25 protein-coding genes are annotated in these 24,337 nt (G+C 67.7%); 14 read left to right on the top strand and 11 right to left on the bottom strand.

The genetic code is table 11. The annotated features are described in order from the left end of the window. The 3 genes from nagZ to argS form a co-directional block, all read right to left on the bottom strand. Positions 1-996 (bottom strand): beta-N-acetylhexosaminidase, encoded by a 996-nt coding sequence (nagZ, locus tag LC066_RS00480; protein WP_224896094.1) that lies wholly within the window; start codon positions 994-996, stop codon positions 1-3. Next, positions 997-1,959, bottom strand: coding sequence for an SPOR domain-containing protein (locus LC066_RS00475; RefSeq protein ID WP_224896093.1), 963 nt, complete (start codon positions 1,957-1,959; stop codon positions 997-999). Positions 1,960-2,040: 81 nt separating this feature from the next. Further along, positions 2,041-3,786 (bottom strand): arginine--tRNA ligase, encoded by a 1,746-nt coding sequence (gene argS, locus LC066_RS00470; RefSeq protein WP_224896092.1) that lies wholly within the window; start codon positions 3,784-3,786, stop codon positions 2,041-2,043. Positions 3,787-4,055: 269 nt separating this feature from the next. Between argS and LC066_RS00465 the strand changes: the two genes are divergently transcribed. Next, the gene (locus LC066_RS00465) at positions 4,056-5,534 is read left to right on the top strand and encodes a Hint domain-containing protein (protein ID WP_224896091.1); all 1,479 of its coding nucleotides are present in this window, start codon (positions 4,056-4,058) and stop codon (positions 5,532-5,534) included. A gap of 167 nt (positions 5,535-5,701) precedes the next feature. Beyond that, the gene (locus LC066_RS00460; RefSeq protein ID WP_085888127.1) at positions 5,702-5,959 is read left to right on the top strand and encodes a YjhX family toxin; all 258 of its coding nucleotides are present in this window, start codon (positions 5,702-5,704) and stop codon (positions 5,957-5,959) included. Between the two features lie 61 nt (positions 5,960-6,020). Here the strand turns inward: LC066_RS00460 and LC066_RS00455 are convergent, their stop codons facing one another. Continuing rightward, complete coding sequence (locus LC066_RS00455; RefSeq protein ID WP_224896090.1) at positions 6,021-7,232, bottom strand: deoxyguanosinetriphosphate triphosphohydrolase; 1,212 nt, start codon at positions 7,230-7,232, stop codon at positions 6,021-6,023. A gap of 120 nt (positions 7,233-7,352) precedes the next feature. On the opposite strand from LC066_RS00455, the gene LC066_RS00450 reads away from it, so the two are divergent. Beyond that, complete coding sequence (locus tag LC066_RS00450) at positions 7,353-7,670, top strand: HesB/IscA family protein (protein ID WP_085888131.1); 318 nt, start codon at positions 7,353-7,355, stop codon at positions 7,668-7,670. Positions 7,671-7,782: 112 nt separating this feature from the next. On the opposite strand, the gene LC066_RS00445 is transcribed toward LC066_RS00450, so the two are convergent. The 3 genes from LC066_RS00445 to LC066_RS00435 all read right to left on the bottom strand — a co-directional run bounded on the left by LC066_RS00445 (position 7,783) and on the right by LC066_RS00435 (position 10,526). Continuing rightward, on the bottom strand, positions 7,783-8,763 hold the full coding sequence (locus tag LC066_RS00445; protein WP_318246697.1) for a DMT family transporter: 981 nt from the start codon (positions 8,761-8,763) through the stop codon (positions 7,783-7,785). Continuing rightward, complete coding sequence (locus LC066_RS00440) at positions 8,760-9,878, bottom strand: DUF6902 family protein (protein WP_224896089.1); 1,119 nt, start codon at positions 9,876-9,878, stop codon at positions 8,760-8,762. The genes LC066_RS00445 and LC066_RS00440 overlap by 4 nt, the downstream gene beginning before the upstream one ends. A gap of 129 nt (positions 9,879-10,007) precedes the next feature. Beyond that, complete coding sequence (locus tag LC066_RS00435) at positions 10,008-10,526, bottom strand: DUF6749 family protein (protein ID WP_224896088.1); 519 nt, start codon at positions 10,524-10,526, stop codon at positions 10,008-10,010. Between the two features lie 435 nt (positions 10,527-10,961). Between LC066_RS00435 and xth the strand changes: the two genes are divergently transcribed. Continuing rightward, a complete protein-coding gene (gene xth / locus LC066_RS00430; RefSeq protein ID WP_224896087.1) occupies positions 10,962-11,771 on the top strand; it encodes an exodeoxyribonuclease III in 810 nt (269 codons plus the stop codon). Here the strand turns inward: xth and LC066_RS00425 are convergent. Together LC066_RS00425 and dksA are read right to left on the bottom strand one after the other, a co-directional pair. Beyond that, positions 11,748-13,004, bottom strand: coding sequence for an FAD-dependent monooxygenase (locus tag LC066_RS00425; RefSeq protein ID WP_224896086.1), 1,257 nt, complete (start codon positions 13,002-13,004; stop codon positions 11,748-11,750). The two genes, xth and LC066_RS00425, sit on opposite strands and share 24 nt — an antisense overlap. A 295-nt stretch (positions 13,005-13,299) precedes the next feature. After that, on the bottom strand, positions 13,300-13,722 hold the full coding sequence (dksA, locus tag LC066_RS00420; RefSeq protein WP_085888137.1) for an RNA polymerase-binding protein DksA: 423 nt from the start codon (positions 13,720-13,722) through the stop codon (positions 13,300-13,302). Between the two features lie 506 nt (positions 13,723-14,228). On the opposite strand from dksA, the gene LC066_RS00415 reads away from it, so the two are divergent. The 10 genes from LC066_RS00415 (at position 14,229) to LC066_RS00370 (ending at position 22,198) form a co-directional block, all read left to right on the top strand. After that, on the top strand, positions 14,229-15,077 hold the full coding sequence (locus LC066_RS00415) for an AAA family ATPase (protein WP_222479243.1): 849 nt from the start codon (positions 14,229-14,231) through the stop codon (positions 15,075-15,077). Positions 15,078-15,349: 272 nt separating this feature from the next. Beyond that, positions 15,350-15,793 carry a GNAT family N-acetyltransferase gene (locus tag LC066_RS00410; RefSeq protein ID WP_224896085.1) on the top strand — a complete coding sequence of 148 codons (444 nt, stop codon included), beginning with the start codon at positions 15,350-15,352 and terminating at the stop codon, positions 15,791-15,793. Then, the gene (locus LC066_RS00405; RefSeq protein WP_224896084.1) at positions 15,790-17,244 is read left to right on the top strand and encodes a DUF2927 domain-containing protein; all 1,455 of its coding nucleotides are present in this window, start codon (positions 15,790-15,792) and stop codon (positions 17,242-17,244) included. The genes LC066_RS00410 and LC066_RS00405 overlap by 4 nt, the downstream gene beginning before the upstream one ends. 77 nt (positions 17,245-17,321) lie before the next feature. Beyond that, complete coding sequence (locus tag LC066_RS00400; RefSeq protein ID WP_198431905.1) at positions 17,322-17,489, top strand: hypothetical protein; 168 nt, start codon at positions 17,322-17,324, stop codon at positions 17,487-17,489. Between the two features lie 51 nt (positions 17,490-17,540). Further along, a complete protein-coding gene (locus tag LC066_RS00395; RefSeq protein WP_222479251.1) occupies positions 17,541-18,725 on the top strand; it encodes a vWA domain-containing protein in 1,185 nt (394 codons plus the stop codon). Between the two features lie 63 nt (positions 18,726-18,788). Beyond that, a complete protein-coding gene (locus tag LC066_RS00390; protein WP_198431906.1) occupies positions 18,789-19,220 on the top strand; it encodes an OsmC family protein in 432 nt (143 codons plus the stop codon). 171 nt (positions 19,221-19,391) lie between these two features. Further along, positions 19,392-19,772 carry a hypothetical protein gene (locus tag LC066_RS00385; RefSeq protein ID WP_224896083.1) on the top strand — a complete coding sequence of 127 codons (381 nt, stop codon included), beginning with the start codon at positions 19,392-19,394 and terminating at the stop codon, positions 19,770-19,772. Further along, positions 19,769-20,428 (top strand): DedA family protein, encoded by a 660-nt coding sequence (locus LC066_RS00380; RefSeq protein ID WP_224896082.1) that lies wholly within the window; start codon positions 19,769-19,771, stop codon positions 20,426-20,428. The genes LC066_RS00385 and LC066_RS00380 overlap by 4 nt, the downstream gene beginning before the upstream one ends. Positions 20,429-20,479: 51 nt before the next feature. Further along, entirely contained in the window at positions 20,480-21,166 is a 687-nt protein-coding gene (locus tag LC066_RS00375; RefSeq protein ID WP_224896081.1) for a M48 family metalloprotease, read from the top strand. 33 nt (positions 21,167-21,199) lie between these two features. Continuing rightward, positions 21,200-22,198 carry an LLM class flavin-dependent oxidoreductase gene (locus LC066_RS00370; protein ID WP_224896080.1) on the top strand — a complete coding sequence of 333 codons (999 nt, stop codon included), beginning with the start codon at positions 21,200-21,202 and terminating at the stop codon, positions 22,196-22,198. A gap of 132 nt (positions 22,199-22,330) precedes the next feature. Here LC066_RS00370 and LC066_RS00365 read toward each other — a convergent pair whose 3' ends face one another. Both LC066_RS00365 and LC066_RS00360 read right to left on the bottom strand, forming a co-directional pair. Beyond that, positions 22,331-22,879 (bottom strand): RSP_2648 family PIN domain-containing protein, encoded by a 549-nt coding sequence (locus tag LC066_RS00365; RefSeq protein ID WP_224896079.1) that lies wholly within the window; start codon positions 22,877-22,879, stop codon positions 22,331-22,333. Beyond that, positions 22,876-24,090 (bottom strand): RSP_2647 family RNA methyltransferase, encoded by a 1,215-nt coding sequence (locus tag LC066_RS00360; protein WP_224896078.1) that lies wholly within the window; start codon positions 24,088-24,090, stop codon positions 22,876-22,878. The genes LC066_RS00365 and LC066_RS00360 overlap by 4 nt, the downstream gene beginning before the upstream one ends. Positions 24,091-24,337: the final 247 nt, after the last annotated feature.

The following is a 24,337-nucleotide window of genomic DNA, read 5'->3' as shown; positions in this document are numbered from 1 at the left end:
TTACCCGTTCATCAAGGCGGTCAGCTTGGCTTTCAGGGCGTCAATGTCAAGCGCGGGCGCCGGGGCCTGCAGGGCCATCACCCGTTCCGCCCGCGCCTGTGCCGGCGGGGTCATCAGGCCGACGGCCTCCGCCACGCGGGTCCGCGTGTCGAGATCGGCATTGCACAGCAGCGCCACGTCGCAGCCCGCTTCCAGCGAGGCCAATGCCAGATCGGCCGGCTCCCCCGCCAGCGCCTTCATCGTCAGGTCATCGGTCATCAGCAGGTTGTCGAACCCGATGCGGTTGCGGACCGCCTGCATCACCACCGGCGACAGGGTCGCGGGGCGGTCGGGATCCAGCGCGTCATAAACCAGGTGTGCGGTCATCCCCATGGGCAGATCGTTCAGCACCTTGAAGGGGGCGAAATCAACGTCGTCCAGTTCCTCCAGCGAGGCGGTCACACGCGGCAGCTCCAGGTGGCTGTCGGCTTGCGCCCGGCCATGGCCGGGGATGTGTTTCACCACCGGCAGCACGCCACCCTGCATCAGCCCCTGCGCCACGGCGCGGCCAAGCCGGGCCACTTGCGCGGCATCGGTGCCGTAGCAGCGGTTATACAGGAAGGGATGGGTGCCCTCGCCCGCCACGTCGACCAGCGGCGCACAGTTCACGTCGATACCCACGGCGCGCATTTCCGCCGCCGTGATGGCATAGCGCAGGCGCATCGCTTCCTCGGCGTGGACGCCGGCACGCGCGGCGAAGTCCAGCGGCGGCTCCCAGTCGGTGCCGAGGGGCGGGCGCAGGCGCTGCACGCGGCCCCCCTCCTGATCCAGCAGGATGGGCGCGTTGCGGCCGACGCTCTCACGCAACTCGTCACAAAGCGCGCGGACCTGCTCGGCGCTGTCGATGTTGCGGGCGAAGAGGATGAAGCCGAAGGGCTGCGTCGCGGAGAACAGCGCCTTTTCCTCCGGCGTCAGCCGCAGGCCGGTCGGGTCCAGGATGGTTGCGCCGAAGGCCATTTACTTCGCCGAGACGGGGATGCAGTCGGCGCCCTCGGCCACCAGCGCGGCGCAGAAGCGGCGGCTGTCGGAGAGGTCGTCGAAGCCCAGAACGCGCAGGCGATAGAAGATCCGGCCGCCGCTTTCGGCGCGCTGGATCACCCGCTGCTTGCCATCCATGTAGATGCCGAAGCGGGCGGCGAACTTGTCCCATTCCTGCACTGCGACGTCATGCGATCCGAAGGCGCCCAGCTGGGCCATGCGGGTGCCCAGGGGCACCTCCTCCGGTGCCACGTCCAGCACGGTTTCGGGGGTGGACACGGGGCCCGCCACCTGGCGCGCGGCGACATTGGCCAGCAGTTCGTCCGGGCGCGTCTTCGGGCGCACGGCGACGGCCACGCCCCCCGTGGGACGGCGCGCGGCGGACTCAGCCTCGCTTGCCGCAGAGGTCTCGGGCGGGGTCACGGTCTTCGGCTGCATCGCCGTCAGCGGATCGGCGCCCTGCGACAGCTGGGCGGCCAGGTCCTGGATGCGATCGGGGTTCGACAGGTCCAGCGGCGCGGGCGCGCTCACGGGGGCCGCGGCCTCCGCCTCGGCCCGGGCGCGCGCCTCCAGCTCGGCCTCGGTGACGGCATCATCGCCCAGCCCCATGGGCGCCGGCGCCAGCCGGACCGTCCCGGCGGAGCCCTCGGCCCCCTGGGTCGCGGCAACATGGTTCACCGAGAGGCCCTGGAATTCCGCCTCCTGTCCGCCGGCACTGTCGGGGACGCGGCGGCTTTCGCCCGACATGGCCCGCACCACCGGCACGCCGGAGACGTCGCGCATGACCATCTTGTAACCCCAGAGGCCGACACCCGCGATCAGGGCCAGCGACAGGGCGCCGCCCACCCAGGTGACAAGCCCCCCGAAGGAGGCCGGTTGCCCGGGTGCATCGGGATACTCGTCATAGGACGCATAGCGTCCGTCCGCCGGAAAATCTGCCATATGCCTCTGCCCGCCGGGCTATGCTGCCCGGTCTCGCTGGAAAATCAGGGGTCGTGCCTGTCGTCAGCCGGCAGCGGTGCGTTAGCGCATCTCTTCTGCCGGTTTCACGCCCAAGATACCAAGACCTGCGGAAATGACAACGGCCACGGACCGGGCAAGTGCCAGTTTCGACTGGGAAACCGCCGGATTGTCCTCCTGGACGAAACGCAATTGGGTTTCCTCGTTGCCGCGGTTGTAGAGCGCGTGCAGATCGGAGGCCAACTCATAGAGGTAGAAGGCCACCCGGTGCGGCTCATGCGTGCGGGCCGCGATCTCCACCAGGCGCGGCCATTCGGCCAGCTTGCGGGCCACGGCCAGTTCGCTTTCGTGGGTCATGCCAGACAGGTCGGCGGCGGCCAGGGTGGCGTCGTCGCAGGCAATGCCCGCCTCGGTCGCGCGGCGCAGGGCGCTGCAGACCCGGGCGTGGGCATATTGCACGTAGAAGACCGGGTTGTCCTTCGACTGTTCCAGCACCTTGTCGAAATCGAAATCCAGCGGCGCGTCGTTCTTGCGGGTCAGCATGACGAAACGGGTCACGTCGGGGCCCACCTGTTCGACCACGTCGCGCAGGGTGATGAAGGTGCCGGCGCGCTTCGACATCTTGAACGGCTCGCCGTTCTTGTAGAGCTTCACCAGCTGGCACAGCTTGATGTCGACCGGGACCCGGGCGTTGGACAGGGCCGAGACAGCCGCCTTCATCCGCTTCACGTAGCCGCCGTGGTCGGCGCCGAAGACGTCGATCAGCTGATCGAAACCGCGGCTGACCTTGTCGTAGTGATAGGCGATGTCGGGGGCGAAATAGGTCCAGGCGCCGTCGGACTTCATGATCGGCCGGTCCACGTCATCGCCATGTTCGGTCGACTTGAACAGGGTCTGTTCACGCGGCTCCCAATCCTCGGGCTGCTTGCCCTTCGGCGGCTCCAGCACGCCGCGATAGATCAGGCCCTGCGAGCGCAGCTGCTCGATCGCCTTCTCGATCAGGCCGGTGCCGTAGAGCGATTTCTCCGAGAAGAAGACGTCCATCTCGACGCCGAGCATCTTCAGGTCCTCGCGGATGAGGTCCATCATCGCATCGGTGGAGAAGTTGCGGATCTCCTCCAGCCAGACGTCCTCGGGCTGGTCGACATAGGCGTCGCCCACCTTCTCCTTCAGGGCCTGGCCGACCTCGATCAGGTAGTCACCGGGATAGGTGCCGTCGGCGAACTCCACCTCGTGCCCGTGCGCTTCGAGGTAGCGCAGGTAGACGGAGCGGGCCAGCACATCGACCTGGGCGCCGCCGTCGTTGATGTAGTATTCGCGGGTCACGTCATGGCCCGCGTAGTCCAGCAGGGCGGCCAGCGCATCGCCGAAGACGGCGCCACGGGTATGGCCCACGTGCAGCGGCCCGGTGGGGTTGGCGGAGACGTATTCCACGTTGACCTTCTGGCCCGCGCCCATGTCCGAACGTCCGTAGGCCGCGCCCTGCCCCAGCACACCGGCAACGATGCCTTCCCAGGCATCCCCCGCCAGCCGCAGGTTCAAGAAGCCCGGGCCCGCCACCTCTGCCGAGGTCACGCGCGGGTCTTCCGTCAGCTTCGGCGCCAGCGCCTCGGCGATATCGCGCGGCTTGGCGCGGGCGGGCTTGGCCAGCACCATGGCGGCGTTGGTGGCCATGTCCCCGTGGGCCGGATCGCGCGGCGGCTCGACCGTGACGTTGTCGAAGGAGAGGCCCTCCGGCAGATGCCCCTCCGCCTGCAGGGCAGCAAGGCTGTCGAGAACGAGGGCGCGAATATCGGTAAAGAGGTTCATGGCATATCCCTGAGGTGTTCCGCGCGGGTTTAGCAGCCCGGCGCGCAAGGTCAATGGCGGCCCGTCCGCACCCCCGGAGACGGCCGATTGCGACGTCCTGACGCGACGCGGCGCGGGAGTGGCCCCGCCCTCTGGTAGACTCCTCAGTTTAGGCGTAGACGCATGAGAAGAACCGAAACTTCCCCTTCATCGCCACATTAAACACACAATGAAGGTCAAATTGAAATTAGCCAAAATGGTTAATTTTACTGAGCAGAAAGTCAGTCACCATGTCGGATCTCGATTATTCCTCCGAGAGCGCCAAGACCATCGCAGAGCTTCTTTTCGGCGCAGACAGCGGAATCAAGGTCAATTCGGCCGACCTGATCGGAACCTCGGCGCAGACGCGCACCTATTCCAATGGCGATGACGTCGCACGGGACGCGACGCCGGGCGACACCGGCGTGATCTTCTCCACCGGGCGGGCCGAGGATTTCAACGCGGGCTGGGGCGACAACCACAACGACCACCTCAGCACCGACATGCACAATGACTGGGACTGGGACCAGGGCCGTGATCGCGACATCGAGGAGGTCGTGCCGGGCAGCGCCCGGTCCTACGACGCCGCGGGGATCGAGCTGAACTTCACCGCGACCGAAAGCGGGACCTACACCGTGCCGCTGACCTTTTTGACCGATGAATACCCAGTCTACTACGGCAGCGAATACTCGGACAGTGCCGCCGTCTTCCTCGGCGACGAGAACGGCAACAACATGGAACTGCTGCCGATCAGCCACCAGGAGGGCGGCTATTTCAATCTGAACTCGATGGAGAACGGGCCCTACCGCAACAACGGCGATACCGACGACTGGCTGCGCTACAACACCGATTTCAACGCCATCAAGACCGGGCACCTGACGCTGGAGGTCGAGGCGGGCAAGACCTACACGCTGAAGATCGTGGTGGCCGATTTCAACGACGCCAAATACGATTCCGCGCTGATGATCGGCGAAGGGGCCTTCACCTCCACCGCGCCGCCCTGTTTCACCGCCGGCACGTTGATCGCCACGCCCGACGGCCCCCGCCCAGTGGAAGACCTGGCGCCCGGTGACCTGGTGATGACGCTGGACCACGGGCCACAACCCCTGCGCTGGCATGCCGCGACGCACGTCGCCGCCAGCCGCCTGGCAAAACAGCCGAACCTCTGCCCGGTGCAGATCCGCGCCGGCGCCCTCGGCCCCGGTGTGCCCGCCCGGGACCTGTCGGTCAGCCAGCAACACCGCATGCTGGTCCACTCGCGTATCGCCCAGCGGATGTTCGGCGCCGAGGAGATCCTGATCGCCGCCAAGCACCTGGTCGGCCTGCCGGGCGTCACCCTGGGCACGCCCGAGGGCGCGGTCAGCTATCACCACCTGGTCTTTGACGGGCACGAGGTGATCGAGGCCGAGGGCGCCGCCGCCGAAAGCCTCTACCTCGGCCCCCAGGCGCTGCGGTCGCTCAGCCCGGCGGCGCGGGCGGAACTGGCCGCCCTGTTCCCCGACCTGCTGCGTCGTCTGGCCGAGGGCGAAAGCCTGCCCGCCGCGCGTCCTCTGGTCGCGGGTAAGCGCGGTCGCCGGATGCAGCTACGTCATCGCAAGAACCACCAGCCGTTGCAGCCGGCGCAGGCCCTCACCCCGGGCGAGGCGACCGTGGCCCAATTGCCGCAGCCAGCCAGCGTGTCGGCCCTCGCGGACAGCGGGCCTCTTGAAGCGGCCCGCGCCCACGCCTAAGTCAGTTGCGACCCGCAAAGCATACGCCAGGGAATTGTAGATGCTGGAGATTGTCGGAACCCGCTGACGGTCCCTTCCTGGGACCAGCGGCCGCGTGATCCCGCCGGAGATGATCCGGCAGGGGAAGTCGCGCGTGCCTGACGTGGTTTCACAAACGGCATCTCATCATGAACATCTCGAAAATCGAACAGCGCGTGTTGCACGCGCTGGCACAGGGTGGGCGTATCCTCTACGAACGCGCGCCCAACGGCAGGGTGACAGCAGTGACCTGCGTCACCCGTGACGGGCTGATCCTCAGCGATTGCACACTCGACATCTTCGGTAAGCTGCGACGGCGACGACTGATCGAAAGCCGCGCCTCCTCCCCCTACCGGATCTCGGACAAGGGACGGCGCAATGTCCGGGCACAGCCCGACAACAGGTAGCGAAACGAACGGGGGCGAGGCCTGTGGCCCCGCCCCCGTTTCCATTCGGTCAAATCTCGCCTCAGTCCTCTGCCACGCGGTCGGCGTAGCGGATATGGCCCGGGCCAGAGGCCCGCAGGCCCGGCTCCGGGTCGATGCCAGTGATGCGGGCATGTTCGACGATCGCGAAGCGGTCCGTCATGCCGGAGATGTAGTCGCAGACGATGCGCGCCAGCTTCATCTCGTCGCCCTCGATCTCCTCGACATCCTTGCGCCATTGCTTGGGCAGGTACTCGGGATGGGCCATGAAGATCGGGAAGAGCTCCATGATGATCCGGGTGACCTTCTTGCGCATCTCCACCACCTCGGGGGCGCGGTACATGCGGTGGAAGAGAAATTCGCGGATCACCTTCAGGTCCGACCAGATGTGCGGCGAGAACTGCACCATGGGGCGACCCGCATTGCGGATCTCCTCCACGCTGGCCGGGTTCAGCGCCTCCAGGTTGGCTCGGCTGACGTCGATCACGTCTCCCACCAGAACCCCAAAGAACCGGCGCAGCGCCTCGTGCCGGCGGCGGTAGTAGTTCAACCCGGGGTACAGGCGATCCACCTCGGCGAAACAGCCCTTCAGGATCGGCAGCTCGGCCAGTTCGTCGGTCGAGAACAGCTCCGCCCGCAGCCCGTCGTGCAGATCGTGGTTGTTGTAGGCGATGTCGTCCGACAGCGCCGCCACCTGGGCCTCGGCGCTGGCATGGGTGTGCAGTTCCAGGTCGTGGCGGGCGTTGTATTCGGCCAGGGCGACGGGCACCGCCCCTTCGACCGGGCCGTTGTGCTTGGCGATGCCTTCCAGACTTTCCCAGGTCAGGTTCAGCCCGTCCCATTCCGCGTAGGTGCGTTCCAGGTTGGTGACGATCCGGATCGCCTGGGCGTTGTGATCGAAGCCGCCATAGGGTGCCATCAGCTCATGCAGGGCATCCTCGCCGGTGTGGCCGAAGGGCGTGTGGCCCAGGTCATGGGCCAGGGCCACGGCTTCGGTCAGCTCCTGGTTCAGGTTCAGGGCGCCGGCGATGGTGCGCGCCACCTGGCCCACCTCGATCGAATGGGTCAGCCTGGTGCGGAAATAGTCGCCCTCATGCTCGATGAAGACCTGTGTCTTGTGCTTCAGCCGGCGGAAGGCCGAGGCATGGATGATCCGGTCCCGGTCCCGCTGGAAGCAGGAGCGGAAGGCACTTTCCTCTTCCGGATAGAGGCGCCCGCGGGAGAGGGCGGGATCGGAGGCATAGCGCGCGCGCATGATCGTGTTCCTTGGGCTTCTTGTCGCCTATTGCCCTCTTCCTTATATTGGGCGGTGACGACATGCAAAATGTCAGGCGCGCGAGAGTGTCGCGGCCACACGAAATTCAGGAGACGACCCATGAACCTGCCCCCGAAAGTCACCGAGCGTGCCTTCGACCGCCTGGCCGAGATCGGCGCGGAAGGCCAGGCCCTGCGCGTCGCGGTCGAGGGCGGCGGCTGTTCCGGCTTCCAGTACGACATCAAACTGGATGCCGTGGCCGACGACGACCTGGTGCTGGAGGACAAGGGACAGCGCGTGGTGATCGACCCGACCTCCCTGCCCTTCCTCGCCGGTGCCGTGATCGATTTCAGCGAGGAATTGATCGGGGCGCGTTTCACCATCGACAACCCCAATGTCACCGCCAGCTGCGGCTGCGGCACCTCCTTCTCGATCTGACACCCGTAGGCGGGGCGCTCCCGCCCCTCATCCGGCAAAGAGACGGGTCACACATGAAAACGGGCGCCAACCAGATGGTGGCGCCCGTTTTAAAGTTCCGTGTGACCCGGGTCTACTCCGCCGGCGCGGTCGGTTTGCTGCCCGCGTCGACGGCGGCCAGGGTCTTGTAGCCACCGCTGCGCACGACCCTGCCGCGCGCCAGCTGGTCATATATCAGGTAAAGCCCTGATCCGATGACGATGGCGGACCCCAACACGATATTGGCCCCGGTCCGTTCCCCGAAGACGACGCTGCCCAGGATCACCATCCAGACGAATTGCAGGTTCATCAGCGGGGTGACCACGTAGGCCGCGAGGTTGCGCAAGGCCACCACCAGCACCCAGCGGGCGAAAAACAGGAAGGCGGCATAGGCCCCGACCCAGAAGAGGTCGTGAGCCGACATCGGCCTGTAGACGAAGGGCAGCGCCACCGCCATGACCACGGCCAGCGTAGCATTCGGCCAGAAGACCTGCGCCAAGGCGTTGCTTTCAAACTGGCCGATGCGCCGGGCCATGACCATCGAAAGCGTGCCCGAGGCGGTGGCGCCGAAAGCGATCAGATGCCCGGGAGACATGCCATGGATCCCGTTCGGGAAAAGGCAGACGACACCGACGAACCCGGCCCCCAGGGCGAACCAGACCGCGGTCGTCACCTTCTCCCCCAGGATCGGGCCGGACATCAGCCCGGCGAAGATCGGCATCAAGCCGATGAAGATGAACACCTCGGCGAAATCCAGAAGCTTGAAGGCATAGAAATAGCAGACCGAGGCCAGCACCGTGGCGATGGACCGTACGGCCATTTCCACCGGGCGCAGGGTCCGGATGGCCTGGATCACGCCGTCACGGCCGCCCTTCACCCGTTCTGTCACCAGGCAGAAGGCGGCGACCAGCATGCCGGAGATCACGTAAAGCTGCGGCGCGGCATAGCCGCCAGCCAGGAACTTGGTGATCGCATCGGCCGAGGAAATCAGCGCGGTGTAAATCATGACAAGGGCGACCCCGCCAAGGGTCGCCTTCTTTGCCAGGGTCAGTTTCTGGGTCTTCAGTTCCGTCACGCAAGGGCCCTCTGCTGGGGCGCCACGAGACCAGCGCGGGCGAAGCCGGCGAAGAAGGTCTCGAAATCGGCGCAGGCGCGGGTGGCACGGTCGAGGTGGGCAAGAGCGGCATCATCGGCCAGCGCCTCGCAGATCGGCGCCTCCATCCGGGTCCAGTCAGCGGAGCGGGCGGCGTCCATCTCCAGCAGGCATTGCGACATGCGGCGCAGCGGGCCGATCGGGCGTGGTGCGGCGTGGAAGGTCACCCGCCCCTCCGGGACGGCCTGGCGGAAGACCTCTCCGCGTCCGGCGGTGGCCATCGCCCAGTTGCTCACGAGGAACTCGTGATACCCATCATGCGCCATCGCGCCCTCCCATGCGTCGACGGTGAACCCGTTCGTTTCACGGCTCAGCCAGCCTTCCCAGGTGTCCGGGGGCGTCATCCCCGCATGGCGCATCGCCACGCAGATCTCGGCCAGCAGGTCCGCATTGAGGTCAAGGTAGGCGAGCGTTCCGGCAAAGTTAAGGCTTTCCTTGGCCGATCGGGGCAATTGTACGGATTTCCGTCCATACTCGCTGAGGTAGAAGACGATATGGGTCAGTTCGTAGGCGGCCTTCTTGTTGGGCAGCATGAAGGTCGCGGGACGCGAGATGAACCGCATCAGCCGCGCCGTCAGCGCCTCCGACTCCGCGCGGCTGCCAGAGGGGTCGATGCCCCGGCGCAGCATCAGCCGCCGCGCCTCGGCGCGTTGCAGGTCCGACAGCTCGGCCTCTGCCAGACCCTCGGCCCGGGCCCAGTGCACCATGGCCGCAGCCTTGTCGCCGGCCATGCCGAGCGCCTCCAGGTCGAGGGCCAGGGACAGGTAGAAGCGATAGTATTGCGGAAAGAACCCGAGGCGCTTTTCCAGCGTCTCGTAGATATCCGCGTAGGGCGCCAGCGCCCCGTCGGGCAGATCCCCTGACGCCAGGGTCTGACCGGTGCTTTCAAGGATGTTCAGAACCTCGGCATTTTCCTTCAGCCAGAAAACGTCCTCCTGCGAGCGGCGTTCACGGGCGAAACGGTCGAGCAGGGCCGCGCGGCGCGCGGCCCGGCCCTGGCTCCGGGCGGGGAAGGTCAGTTGAACGACATTCGACATGGGTCGGATCCTTTCCGTCTGATCGTCGGCACCTGGTGGCGGCGCCATCGGGTCGGCAACAATCAGACGGAAGGCGTCCTCTCTGCCGCTCCCCTGCCCGGTCCGGGCAAGTTGCTCGGTCAGAGCGTCTTAGCTGCCGGAGGTGAAGGCCTGAACCATGTCACCGGCGGCAACCTCGGAGGAGGCCGGAGCGGAGCCGGAGGTGAAGGCCTCGACGGCATCGCCGGCGGCGGCGGCCGGCGCAGAGCCCGAGGTGAACATCTCCACCGCATCGCCTGCGGCGGCCTCGGAGGTCACCGGAGCGGACCCGGAGGTGAAGGCCTCGACCGCCTCGCCTGCGGCGGCATCGGTCGCCATCGGGGCGGAACCGGAGGTGAAGAGCTGCACCGCATCACCGGCGACGGCGTCCGAGGTCATCGGAGCCGAGCCCGAGGTGAACATTTCGACGGCATCCCCTGCGGTGGTGTCGGTGGCCACAGGCGCCGAACCGGAGGTGAACATGTCCAGGCCTTCGCCGCCCATCAGGTCGCCCTGCAGCGCGGGAGCGGAGCCGGAGGTGAACATCTCGACGGCATCGCCCTCCAGCAGGGTGTGGGACGCGGCAACAGCGGCGGAGGTGGCGACGGAAGTTTTACGAACGGCAGACATCATGTTCTCCAAGTCGTTGAAAAGAAAGGACGATGCCAGAACGCTTGCACGCATTTCGTGTTCGCAAAACACAATTTTCAATTTAACCGTGTCAAGCGAAAGTTACTCACAATAACTTCGAGTTCCAAGGTATTGTTTCGGTATAAACAACAATGAACTGCCGAAATTTTGACAAGTTATTTCACTTGCCGGAAAAATTCGGAACATTGGGAGAACACACAACCGGGATTCGCCGAGCGGCGATATGCCCGCGCCGAATCGTGCCCGTGCAGGCGCAGACGCAACCCGTCTGGACAGAGACCGCACAAAGACCCACAAAGCGGCAGAGACGGGATGCCCGGCCGCCAGCGCGCCGGGCGCACAGGTTCGGGGCCACACATGGACCTCAGAGTTGCGCTTTCCCGTCAGCAAGGAAAGAGAAAAGGGTTGCCCGACATGAGACTGGCCACGTTCAACATCAACGGCATCAAGGCGCGGGCACAGGCGCTGATGGATTGGCTGGACGAGGCGCAGCCCGATGTCGCCGTCCTGCAGGAGATCAAGTCGGTGGACGAGGGTTTCCCGCGCGAGTTGTTCGAGGAGCGCGGCTACCAGGTCGAAACCCATGGCCAGAAGAGCTTCAACGGGGTCGCCATCCTGTCGAAACTGCCGCTGGAAGACGTGACGCGCGGGTTGCCCGGCGACGAGGACGACGAACAGGCGCGCTGGATCGAGGCGACGGTGGTGGGCGAGCAGGACGCGCTGCGGATCTGCGGCCTCTACCTGCCGAACGGCAACCCGGTCGAGCTGACGGAAAGCGGCCTGCCCGTGGAGGGCGGCAAATATGCCTACAAGCTGGCCTGGATGGAGCGCCTGCGCGCCCGCGCCGAGGAGCTGATGGCGGCCGAGGAACCGGCTGTGATGCTGGGGGATTACAACATCATCCCGCAGGCGGAGGACGCCGCCAAGCCCGAGAAATGGCGCGAGGACGCGCTGTTCCGCCCCGAAAGCCGCGCCGCCTTCCGCCGCATCCAGAACCTCGGCTTCACCGAGATCTTCCGCACCCGGCACCCTGCCCCGGGTCACTACACCTTCTGGGATTACCAGGCCGGCGCCTGGCAGAAGAACGACGGGATCCGCATCGATCACATGCTGATGACCCCGCAATGCGCGGATCTGGTGACCGATTGCGGCATCGACGCCGAGATCCGCGGCCGGCAGAAGCCGTCGGATCACGTGCCCCTATGGGCAGAGATCGCCCTCTGACACCGGGCAGTCCAGATCGGCGGCCAGGCGCTGGCCGCCGGTAACGTCATGGCCGTAAAGCCAATCGAACTGATGCAGGATCGCGCCGGGCGCGACCTTGCCGCCGAGGCGCAGCGCGGCATGGGCCGCCATGCGCAGCGGCGGGAAACGCAGGTGATATTTCCAGGCATTGCGGTTCGCCGCCTGAATCGCTCGGCGCGTCCGGTCGCGGCGCGCCTGCTGATAGCGTTCCAGCGCCGGCCCTATAGCGGCCTGCGCCGCCTCCGGCCCCGCGGCACCACCCAGCCCCTCGGCCAATGTCTCTGACAGAACCCAGGCATCTTCCAGCGCCAGGTTCGCGCCCTGGGCCAGGAAGGGCAGTGTCGGATGGGCCGCATCCCCCAGAAGCGCGGTGCGCCCATCGTACCATTTCGGCGCGACCTCGTGGCGGTGCAGGCCCCAGAGATTGACCCGGCTGACCCGTTCCAGAAGCGATTGCACCTCGGGGCAGAAGCCGGCGAAGGCGCGCCGCAGGTTGTCGGGGTTGTCCTCGTGGCTCCAGCTGTCGGGGGCCCATTCGCGGCGCTCCTCGACCGCCACGATGTTGCGCAGCGCCCCGCCGCGCAGCGGATAGCTGACCAGGTGACGCCCCGGCCCCATGTAGACGCGCGCCTCGGCGCCCTTCGGGTCGTCGGGCGCGGCGGGCACCACGGCGCGCCAGCAGACCTGGCCGGTGAAGCTGGCCCGGCCGTCGCCCAGAATCGCCGCGCGCAGGCGCGAATGCAGCCCGTCGGCGCCGACCACCAGCGCCGGACGCATGCGCGCCCGGTTGGCAATGTGGATCTCGGGCGCCTCGCCCGTCACCACGTCCTCGACCCGTTGCAGCAGTCGGACACGGGCGCCCGCCTTGCGCGCCCCATGGGCCAGCGCGGCGATCAGGTCGGCGCGATGACAGAAGAAATAGCCGTTGCGATCGGGCAGCCCGCCCAGATCCATGCGCAGCGCCGTGCGTCCGTGGTGATCGACCAGACGCACCCCGTCGCTGGCCATGCCGAACAGCTCGGGCCGCAGGCCCAGGCCGCGCAGCACCGCCGCGCCATTGGGGCTGATCTGAAGACCAGCACCCACCTCGCGGATGCACTCCGCCTGCTCCAGCACCGTGACCTCGGCGCCGCGCAGCGCAAGCGCCCGCGCGGCGGCGAGCCCGCCGATTCCGGCCCCGATGATCGCGATTTTCTGGCCCGTCAGCGGCAAGGGAACTCTCCTGCTCGCGGCCCCCGTCATGGCGCGTCAGGCGCGCGGGCCGGGGCGGCATGGGGCCACCGGTCTGGCCGGGCGGCCCGTTTTGGTCATCAGGCCCGATGGCGGAAGCGACAGGGCGGAATCGCCCGTCCCGTCAGCCCGGGCGCAGCGATATGGCCCCGTATAGGGGGGTGATGCAAGCAACAACGCCGGGGAAAATCCCCGGCGTTGAAAAGAATTTATGAGGCTTGGTTCAGGCCAGGCCCACGGCGCCCTGCGCTGCGTGACCCGGCCCCGATCCGCGCGATTAGTCGTCGCGATGCACCTTCTCGCGGCGCTCATGACGCTCCTGGGCTTCCAGGCTCATGGTGGCAATCGGCCGGGCGTCCAGACGCTTGAGGCTGATCGGCTCGCCGGTCACCTCGCAGTAGCCATATTCCCCCTCGTCGATGCGGCGCAGCGCAGCGTCGATCTTGGCCACCAGCTTGCGCTGGCGATCCCGGGTGCGCAGCTCCAATGCGCGGTCGGTCTCTTCGCTGGCGCGGTCGGCAATATCGGGGATATTGCGCGTACTGTCCTTCATGCCCTCAATGGTATCGCGGCTGTCGGAAAGGATTTCCTCCTTCCACGCCAGCAGCTTGCGACGAAAATACTCCGTCTGCCGCTCATTCATGAACGGCTCGTCCTCAGCGGGACGATAATCGTCTTCTAGGAAAGTTTCTGCTTTCATCAGCGGCTCCCGAACTCGTCCTTGGCCCGCGATCGAGACAGCCGTCCCGGGCGGCAGGATCCCCTGCGCAGGGCCTTAACGCCTCCGGTCCGCCTTGTCACGAAATAATCCCGCCGCGCCGACGCTGTTGCGCATCTGCCGGGCATGGCCCGCCCCCTCCGGGCGCCGCACCGAGGGCCCTCACGCATCAGTGAAAACGCTGCGATTTCAGCCGGTTTGCCGCCATTCGCCCGGCCCTTCGCACCGGAGCGTCTGCACGCCGCAGCGTCATACGGGCGCAAATCCGGCCGCCTCATGCGCGGGCGTTTTCGCGGCGGCACCGCGAATTTGCTCAAATTACGTGCTTAACAGCAGCTTTCGCGGCAATGCCCCTCATACGTAGCGCTCCGTGACGCGATGTTTCCGGGCGCCACGGCCCCTTTGGCCCGTCTGGCGCGCCCCTGCGGCTTGCCAAGCCGCCGCGCGCCTTTTACCCCATCAGGGCATAACGGCAGGAGGAGGCCCGCATGAACGCGCGTTTCGAAGGCACCGCGGACTACGTCGCAACCGAGGATCTGACCGTGGCGGTCAACGCCGCCATCACCCTGCAGCGCCCGCTGCTGGTGAAGGGCGAACCGGGCACCGGCAAGACCGAACTGGCCCGCCAGGTGGCGCAGAGCCTGGGCGCGCCGATGATCGAATGGAACATCAAGTCCACGACCAAGGCGCAGCAGGGTCTTTACGAATACGACGCCGTCAGCCGCCTGCGCGACAGCCAGCTGGGCGAGGAACGCGTGCATGACGTGAAGAACTACATCCGCCAGGGCAAGCTCTGGCAGGCCTTCACCGCGCCGGAACGCGTGGTGCTGCTGATCGACGAGGTCGACAAGGCCGATATCGAGTTCCCCAACGACCTGCTGCAGGAACTCGACAAGATGGAGTTCCACGTCTACGAGACCGGCGAGACGATCCGCGCCGAGAACCGGCCCATCGTCATCATCACCTCCAACAACGAAAAAGAGCTGCCCGACGCCTTCCTGCGCCGCTGCTTCTTCCACTACATCCGCTTCCCGGACATGGAGACGATGAAGAAGATCGTCGAGGTGCACCATCCCGGCATCAAGGGCGACCTGCTGACCGCCGCCCTGACCCAGTTCTTCGAGCTGCGCGAGATGCAGGGGCTGAAGAAGAAGCCCTCGACCTCCGAGGTGCTGGACTGGCTGAAGCTGCTGCTGGCCGAGGATCTGACCGCCGAGGACCTGAAGCGTGACGGCGCCAACGCCCTGCCGAAGCTGCACGGCGCGCTTCTGAAGAACGAACAGGACGTGCACCTGTTCGAACGGCTGGCCTTCATGGCGCGCGGCCAGCGCCGCTGACCGGATGCCACGGGGCAAGGCGCCGCGACGCGCCCTGCCCCGCCTGACGGGCTGCGCCCTGCCGCGCGCGACCGTCCGCGCCGCTGTGCAACCCTGACGGGATCCGCGCTCCTCCGCACATTACCACCGGACGAAACCCTGCCTTGTGCGCAGGCACGCAACCCATGTGACCCGGCGTCGGGCCGCAACTTGCGCCCTACCCACAAACACGGGCTTGGCCGAGGACCACCTCTTGCCCTAGCCTTTCCTTCGGAACGACCGAAGGACCCAAGATGATCGAGATTCGCCCCGTCGCTGCCCAGGACCGTGACCGCTGGGCCGAGCTCTGGCAGGGCTACCTCACCTTCTACAAGACAGAGCTGCCGGCCGGGATCTACGACCTCACCTTCTCCCGGCTGCTTGATCCCGCGCGGGCGCAGCACGGCCTGCTGGCCTTCGTCGACGGGCGGCCCATGGGCCTGGTCCACTACCTGTTCCACCCCCACAACTGGGCCGAGGCGGATGTCTGCTATCTTCAGGATCTCTACGCCGACCCGGAGGCCCGCGGCGCCGGCCTGGGGCGGGCGCTGATCGAGGCGGTGCGCGACCGCGCGCGCGAGGCCGGCGCATCGGGCCTTTACTGGATGACGCAGCAGGACAACGTCACCGCGCAACGTCTGTACGACCGGCTGGCGGAGAAGACCGATTTCATCAAGTACCGGATGGAGCTGACATGACGACCATCGCCCGCCTGCTCACCCGCCGGATCGCGGCCGCCGCGATGCTGCTGCCGCTGATGGTCGCCACCTCCGGCTGCATGGCGCCCACGCCCTCGGCCAGCCCCTCGACCGGCGCCGCGAAAACCGCGGCCCCCACCACCCAGGCCCCGGCGGCCAGCCGCGCCGACACCAGCAAGGTGACCGCGCTGCCCCCGATGAAGGTCTTTTACGGCGACGGCCCCATGGCCCGCCCCCGCATCGCCAATGCCGACCTGGCGCGCGATTTCATCGACCTCAGCTTTCGCCTGGAATCGGGCCGCGAGATGCCCGTCTTCACCCGCTTCGAGGGGCCGATCCGCGTCGGCCTGACCGGCAAGGTGCCGCCCGGCATGGCGCGCGAGCTGGACAACGTGATCGGCCGGCTGCGCCGCGAGGCAGGGATCGACATCACCCGCCTGCCCATGGGCCAGACCGGCAATATCACCATCAACGCCGTGCCCGGTGACCGCATACGCCGCGAACTGCCCGCCGCCGCCTGCTTCGTGGTGCCCGGCATTTCGCGCCTGTCGGAATACCGCAGCGCCCGGCGCAGCGCCCGCACCGACTGGACCCGCCTGAAGGAGCGTGACCAGATCGCGATCTTCGTGCCCTCCGACGCGGCGCCGCAGGAAATGCGCGACTGCCTGCATGAGGAGCTGGCGCAGTCGCTGGGTCCGCTCAACGATCTTTACCGGCTGGCCGGCAGTACCTTCAACGACGACAACATCCAGTCCGTCCTGACCGGCTACGACATGATGATCCTGCGGATCACCTATGCGCCGGAACTGCAGTCGGGCATGACCCGGAAGGCCGTGGCGGCCCGCCTGCCCGGCGTGCTGGCCCGGGTGAACCCCGACGGGGGCTTCGTGCCGCCGCGGGTGATGGCCGAGACACCGGTGGAATGGGTGCGCGCCCTGTCCCAGGCGCTTGGCCCCGATGGATCCCCGGCCACCCGGCTGCGCGGTGCCGAACGCGCCGTGGCGATCGCCGAGGGTCAGGGGTGGAATGATCATCGCACCGCCTTTGCCAACTACGTGCTGGGCCGGCTGCTGCAGATCCGCGACCCGAAGCGGGCCGAGGCCGCGCTGCTGCGCGCCCACTCCCTCTTCGGCCAGCACCCCGAAACCCGCATCCACGCCGCCCATACCGCCGTTCAGCTGGCCGCCCACGCGATCTCCCGCGGGGAAAGCGCCCGCGCCCTGGCGCTGCTGAAGGGGCAGGATGCGATCGCCGAGCGCTACCAGAACGCGGTGCTGCTGGCCAATATCAAGATGCTGCGCGCCGAGGCCCAGGACCTGGCCGGCCAGACCGCCGCGGCCCGTGCCAGCCGTCTGGACTCTCTGGGCTGGGCGCGCTACGGCTTCGGCCCGGACGCGGCCGTCGAGGCCCGGTTGCGCGACGTGGCCGCCCTGGCCCCGCGCGGCGGCTGATCCCGGCCCGGCGCCCCGGCGCCGGCGCGGATGTCCGGAAGACGCCAAGGGGGCCGGTCCGGCCGGGAGAGAAAACAATGTTCGTCATCGCAGGTCTGATCATCGGCGCCATCTTCGGCGCCCTGCGCGCCAAACGTCGCGGCGGCAACGGCAAGGACATGTTCCAATACGGCGCCACCCATGCCATCCTCTTCGCGCTGATCGGGCTTTTCATCACGCTCTTCGTCCACCGCAGCCTGATCTGATCCCGGTCACCACCGGGCCGCCCCGCGGGGACACATCCGGGAGGAGACCAGATGTTCATTCCCTTCTTCGACGCCCTGCGGCAGCACGCGGTGCCGGTGTCGCTGCGCGAATACCTGACCTTCCTGGAGGCCCTGAAGGCCGGCCTGGTCACCTATGATCCCGAAGGGTTCTACTACCTCGCCCGCGCCGCCATGGTGAAGGACGAACGCAACATCGACCGTTTCGACCAGGCCTTTGCCGCCGCCTTCTCCGGGCTGGAGGAGATCACCTTCGATCAGGTGATGGAGGCCGTGGACATCCCCGAGGAGTGGCTGCGATCCATGGCCGAAAAGCACCTTTCCGAGGAGGAGAAGGCGCAGATCGAGGCCCTGGGCGGCTTCGAGAAGCTGATGGAAACGCTGAAGCAGCGCCTGGAGGAACAGAAGGAACGTCACCAGGGCGGGTCGAAGTGGATCGGCACGGGCGGCACCTCCCCCTTCGGCGCTGACGGCTACAACCCAGAAGGCGTGCGCATCGGCCAGAAGGACAGCCGCCATCGCCGCGCGGTGAAGGTCTGGGACAAGCGAGAGTTCCGCGATTTCGACGACACGCAGGAGCTGGGTACGCGCAACATCAAGGTGGCGCTGAAACGGCTGCGCAAATGGGCCCGCGACGGCGCGCATGAGGAACTGGACCTCGACGGCACGATCCGCGCCACCGCCGAGCATGGCTACCTCGACGTGAAGACCCGCCCCGAGCGGCGCAATGCCGTCAAGGTCCTGCTGTTTCTCGACGTGGGCGGTTCGATGGACGATCACATCAAGGTGGTCGAAGAGCTTTTCTCCGCCGCCCGGGCCGAGTTCAAGCATCTCGAACACTACTACTTTCACAACTGCCTTTACGAAGGCGTGTGGCGCGACAACGCCCGCCGCTGGACGGAACAGACCCCCACGGACGAGGTGCTGCGCACCTACGGGTCGGACTACAAGTGCATCTTCGTCGGCGATGCCTCCATGTCGCCTTACGAGATCGCCTACCCCGGCGGCGCGAACGAGCACTGGAACCCCGAGGCGGGCCAGGTCTGGCTGCAGCGCGCCCGCGAGGCCTGGCCGGACCACCTGTGGATCAACCCGGTGCCGCAGAAATACTGGGACTACACCCACTCCATCGCCATGATCCGCGAGATCTTCGAGGACCGCATGGTGCCGATGACGCTGGAAGGGCTGGACCGCGGCATGCGCGAGCTGGTGCGCTAGGACGGAACCCCGAGCCGGGGCGCACGTTGGGTCCCCAAGACCCAAACCCCGAAGGAGGTTCCCATGATCCGCAAGACCGCATCCGCCCATTGGACCGGCACCATCAAGGATGGCCAGGGCCACATCTCGACCCAGTCCGGGGCGCTGTCGGATCAGCCCTACGGCTTCAACACCCGGTTCGAGGACGCCCCCGGCACGAACCCCGAAGAGCTGATCGGCGCGGCCCACGCAGGCTGCTTCACCATGGCCCTGTCCAAGATCCTGCAGGAGCAAGCCGGTGTCGTCGCCGACGAGCTGTCGACCGAGGCCACCGTGAAGATGGAAAAGGACGGCGACGGTTTCACCATCACCGGCGTCGACCTGCACTTGAAGGCGAAGATCCCCGGCGTCGACGAGGAGGCCTTCTTCGAGGCCGCGAAGACCGCCAAGGAAAACTGCCCGGTGTCGCGCCTGCTGGCCGCCGCCGACATCACCCTGGACGCCGAACTGGTCTGAGGTATCGCCACCCACAGCAAATCATCCCGAAGGGGCGCGGCGCGGTCGCGCCCCTTTGCCGTTATGCGTCGCGCCACGGTGGACACACTCGCCGCGCCGTGATCGCACTGGCTCCATCCCCTCTCGACCTCCGCCCCCGGATCGGCTTAGCTGCGGGCCGGAGGATCGCGCATGTCTCTTCTCGCCCAGCTCTGGCGGCGCCACCCGCTTGCCTGTCTCGGCTTCCTGGCCGGGCTGGGCCTGACGCTCGTCTTCCTTGTGCGGCTGGCGCTTTTCACCTTCTACTGGGCCGATCCCGACCACCGTCGCCTCGTGCCCGAGGGCTGGATGACCCCGGGCTATGTCGCCCATTCCTGGAACCTGCCAGTGAAAGAGGTGGCGGCCCAGCTTGGCCTGACGGAACGGCCCGAGGGCAAGCCGCCGACCCTGGCCGAGATTGCCCGCGCGCAAGGCGAGGACGAAGCCGCGCTGCTGGCGCGGCTGGAAGGCTGGCTGGATGCCCAGGCCCCTGCCTCAACGGCCCCCGCACCGGCGCGGCCCGGTGAGCCATGACCGATTGGCTGCTTGCCGCACTGGTCGACTGGGGCCTGCCCCTTCTGGGGATCGGGACATTCCTGTCCTGCCTGGCGCTGCCCATTCCGTCGTCGCTGATGATGCTGTCGGCGGGCGGGTTTGCCGCCTCGGGCGATCTCGACCTGACGGGGGTCATCCTGGCGGCCTACTTCGGCGCCGTGGTGGGCGATCAGGCGGGCTACCAGCTGGCGCAGGCGGCCTACGGACGGCTGTCGACCCGGCTGACGGGTCGGCGCAAGACCGCGCTGGCCCTGGCACGGGCGCAGCATTTCCTCGACCAGCGCGGGGTGGTGGCGGTCTTCCTGTCGCGCTGGCTGGTCTCGCCGCTTGGCCCCTACGTGAATTTCGCCGCCGGGGCCGCGCGGATGCGGCGTGGAGCCTTCACCCTGGGCAGCGTCACGGGGGAAGGTGTCTGGGTCAGCGCCTATGTGGGTCTGGGCTACAGTTTCGCCGCCTCGATCGCCACTTTGGGAGAGATTGCCTCGGACGTGACGGGCATCCTGGCGGGGCTGGTGCTGATGGCCGGCATGGCGCTGTGGATGCGGCGCAGCCTGCGCCGCGCCCGGCTGCGGACGGCGCAATCCGACGGCCCGCCCGAAGACAGCGGCGCGCTGCCGCGCAGCGGGCCGGAATGATGCGCGCGCCCCGCTCTTGTCCCGCCCCGAAGCTGCATACATATCGGTGACATGCTGAAACTCACCCCGATCCTGCTGGCCCTGCTCTACGGCTATGTCACCTGGCGCTTCTCCGCCTGGCGCCTGAAGGCGCAGTTGGATCAACGGTCGGCCGAACTGGCCGAACCGGGGCTGAAGCGGCAAATGGAACAGCTGGCCCAGGCCCTCGACCTGCCACGGATCAAGGTGCATCTCTATGACATCCCGGCGATCAACGGGTTGGCGGCGCCCGACGGGCGGATCTTCCTCACTCGCGGCTTCCTGGAAGCCTACCGCGCAGGGCGCGTGACGGCCGAGGAACTGGCCTCGGTCATCGCGCATGAACTGGGCCACGTCGCCCTGGGCCATTCCCGGCGCCGGATGATCGACTTCTCCGGGCAGAACGCCCTGCGCATCGGCCTGGCCCAGGTGCTGGGCCGGTTCATTCCCGGCCTCGGGCCCCTGATCGCCAATACCGCCATGTCGCTGCTGGCCGCGCGGCTGTCGCGCAGCGACGAATACGAGGCCGACGCCTATGCCGCCGCCCTGCTGACCAAGGCGGGCATCGGCACGGCCCCCCAGGTGGCGCTGCTGGAAAAGCTGGAACATCTCACCGGCGCGGCGGGCGCAGGACGCCCCGCCTGGCTGATGAGCCACCCCAAGACCCCCGACCGCGTCGCGGCCATCCAGGCCCTCGACGCGCGCTGGACCGGCGCCTGACCCTCCTCCCCGAGGCGCCCAGAAAGGACGACCATGAAATACTCCCTCCTCGATCTTGCCCCGATCCCCGAAGGTAGTGACGCCGCCCAGGCGATCCGCAACTCCGTGACGCTGGCACAGCGCGCCGAAGAGCTGGGCTATCACCGCCACTGGCTGGCCGAACATCACAACATGCCCGGCATCGCCTCCTCGGCGACCGCGGTGATGATCGGCCATATCGCCGGCCAGACGAAACGCATCCGCGTGGGCGCGGGCGGCATCATGCTGCCCAACCATTCGCCGCTGACGGTGGCCGAACAGTTCGGCACGCTGGCCACGATCCACGGCGACCGCATCGACCTTGGCCTGGGCCGTGCGCCGGGCACGGACATGCCGACGGCCCGCGCCCTGCGCCGCCACATGACGGGCGAGGATCACTTCCCCCGCGACGTGGGAGAGTTGCTGGCCTACCTGGGCGATCCGGCCGAGGGCCAGACCCTGCACGCCATCCCGGGCGAAGGCACCAAGGTGCCGGTCTGGATCCTGGGCTCGTCGCTCTATGGCGCGCAGCTGGCCGCCCAGGCGGGCCTGCCCTATGCCTTCGCCTCGCATTTCGCGCCTGACGCGCTGGACCAGGCGGCGGAGATCTACCGCGCGCATTTCCAGCCCTCCGAATGGCTCGACAAGCCCTATTTCATGCTGGCGATGAACGTCTTCGCGGCGGAGACGGAAGAGGAGGCGATCCGGCTGAAGACCTCGATGCAGCTGACCTTCGCGGCGCTGCGTACCGGCAATCCTGGCAAGCTGTCGCGCCCGGTGGATCGGATCGAGGATCACGTGGCGCCCGCGCTTCTGGCGCAGGTCGAACGCGCGTTCCGTGTCACCGCCCTGGGCACGCCCGAGATGGTGCGCCGCCAACTGGCCGATTTCATCGAGACCTACCAGCCCGACGAGATCATCGCCGCCGCACAGATCCACGACCCCGCCGCGCGGATCCGCAGCTACGAGATCGCGGCCGAGCAACTTAAGGCCCTCGGCGCCGAGGCCAGTTGAACGGACGGAGGGGGGCCTTGCCCCCCGCCGCCTGCGGCGTCTCCCCCCAGAGTATTTAGGGCTGTCGGATAGTCAGGGGCGCTGGCTCTTTCCTCATCCGAAAGCTGAAAATACCCCCGCAGGAGGATCCCCCTAGAACAGGCGTTCCAGTGCCTTGCCCGTGCGGGGCAGCCGCGCCTTGCGCATAAGGGCGCGCATGGTCCAGTCCTCGCCCGACAGGCGCCGGGCGGTGGCCAGCACCTCGGCGCCGAGGGCGCGCATCGCCTCAGGCGCGCTGTCGCAGAACCCCTGCAGCAGCGCGTCCGGGTCCGCGCGGCTGACGCCCTCTTCGGCCAGGATATGACGCGGGAAGTCTTTGGCATTGGCCGTCACGATGGCATCGGCAGAGCTGGACACAGCCAGCGCCAGAACGTGCAGGTCACCCGGATCGGGCAGCCAGAGCCAGTCCTCGATCCCGGCCCGGGTCTTCTGGCAGGCCTGCGGGAAGGCCGCCTGGGCCAGGGCGATCTCGCCCCGGGCCTGGGCCTCCACCTCGGCGCCGAACTTGCGGCCCGTCAGGGCCCATTCCTCCAGCAACCGTTCCGACCAGACGGGCTGGTAGAGCCCGGCGCGCGCCGCGCCGAGAAGCATTTCGCGCATCACCGTCGGGTAGAGCACGCAGGCGTCCAGCACCGCCTTCATAGCCGGAAGAACAGCGCCTTGAGGTAGCCGCTTTCGGCCAGTTGCGGGTGCATCGGATGGTCCGGCCCCGCCTGTCCGGTGTGGATCAGCGCCGCATCGCGGCCCGCGCGGCCGATGCCACGGATCGAGGCGGCGCGGAACTTCGACAGGTCGGCGGCGTGCGAGCAGGAGCAAAGCCCGAGGAAGCCGCCCTCGGTCACCAGCGGTGCGGCCAGGCGCGCGACGCGTTCATAGGCCCGCAGCCCCGCCTCCAGCGCCTGTTTCGACGGCGCGAAGGCCGGCGGGTCGCAGATCACCACGTCGAAGCGCGCGCCCTCGGCAGCCAGCGCTTCCAGCTGGGCGAAGGCATCGCCCTTGCGGGTCTCGAAGCGGGCGCCGGCGCCCATGGCCTCGGCCCCCTGCTCGGCCAGGGCCAGGGCGGGGGCCGAGCCATCGACGGCCACCGCGCTGTCGGCCCCGCCCGCCAGGCAGGCCAGGCCGAAGCCGCCGACGTGGCTGAAGACATCCAGCACCTTCGCGCCCTGCGACAGCCGCGCGGCGAAGGCGTGGTTCGGGCGCTGGTCGTAGAAGAGCCCGGTTTTCTGCCCGCCGGTCACATCGGCCATGTAGGTGGCGCCGTTCATCTGCACCGGCACCGGCGCGTCGGGCGCGGTGCCCGCCAGGGTGGCGGAGACATCATCCAGCCCCTCCAGCCCGCGCGCGCGGCCCGAGGCGCTTTTCAGCACGTTGGTCACGCCGGTGACCGCCACCAGCGCCTCGGTCAGCGCTTCGAGCCGGGCATCGGCCCAGGCGGCATTGGGCTGCACCACCGCCGTGTCGCCGAAACGGTCGATGATGACACCGGGCAGCCCGTCGGCCTCGGCGTGGATCAGCCGGTAGAAGGGCGCGTCGAACAGCCGTTCGCGCAGGTCCAGCGCCCGTTGCAGACGCGCCGCGAACCAGGCACGGTCAGGCCCGCCCTGGGGCATTTCGGCATCTGGCCGGCCCAGAACCCGGGCGAAGATCCGGCTTTCGGGGTTCACCGCCACCAGCGCCAGGGGCGCCCGGTCAGCATCCTCCAGCAGGGCCACGGCGCCGGGTGTCAGCGCCTTGGTGCGCCGGTCGGTGACCAGTTCGTTGGCATAGACCCAGGGAAACCCGTGCCGGATCTTCCGGGGGTCGGATTTCGGTTTCAGGCGGATCGTCGGGAAAAAAGAGGAGGATGGCTGCATGGCCACCCTCCTATAGTCTTCCCCGTGTCTGGGGAAGTCGGGAACGACAGAATGTCGCCTCTGGACGCGCGTCGCGGGGCCTCTCCGGCCCGGTCGCGCGAATTCCGTTGCGGGACAGCGGGCGGCGCTCTCGCGGCCCTGCGGCGGATCGGGGGGACCGACGCGCCCGTCGCGCCTTCGTCCGCACCCTGAATGGCCTGAAATCTCTCTCCCTCGGGCCCTTCCGGGACCCTGCTTTTCGCACATA

This window comes from Pseudooceanicola marinus, from assembly GCF_020177265.1.
Lineage (GTDB): Bacteria > Pseudomonadota > Alphaproteobacteria > Rhodobacterales > Rhodobacteraceae > Pseudooceanicola > Pseudooceanicola marinus_A.
Note: the sequence above shows the minus strand (reverse complement) of the source record. Positions and strands in the feature narration are given on the sequence as shown.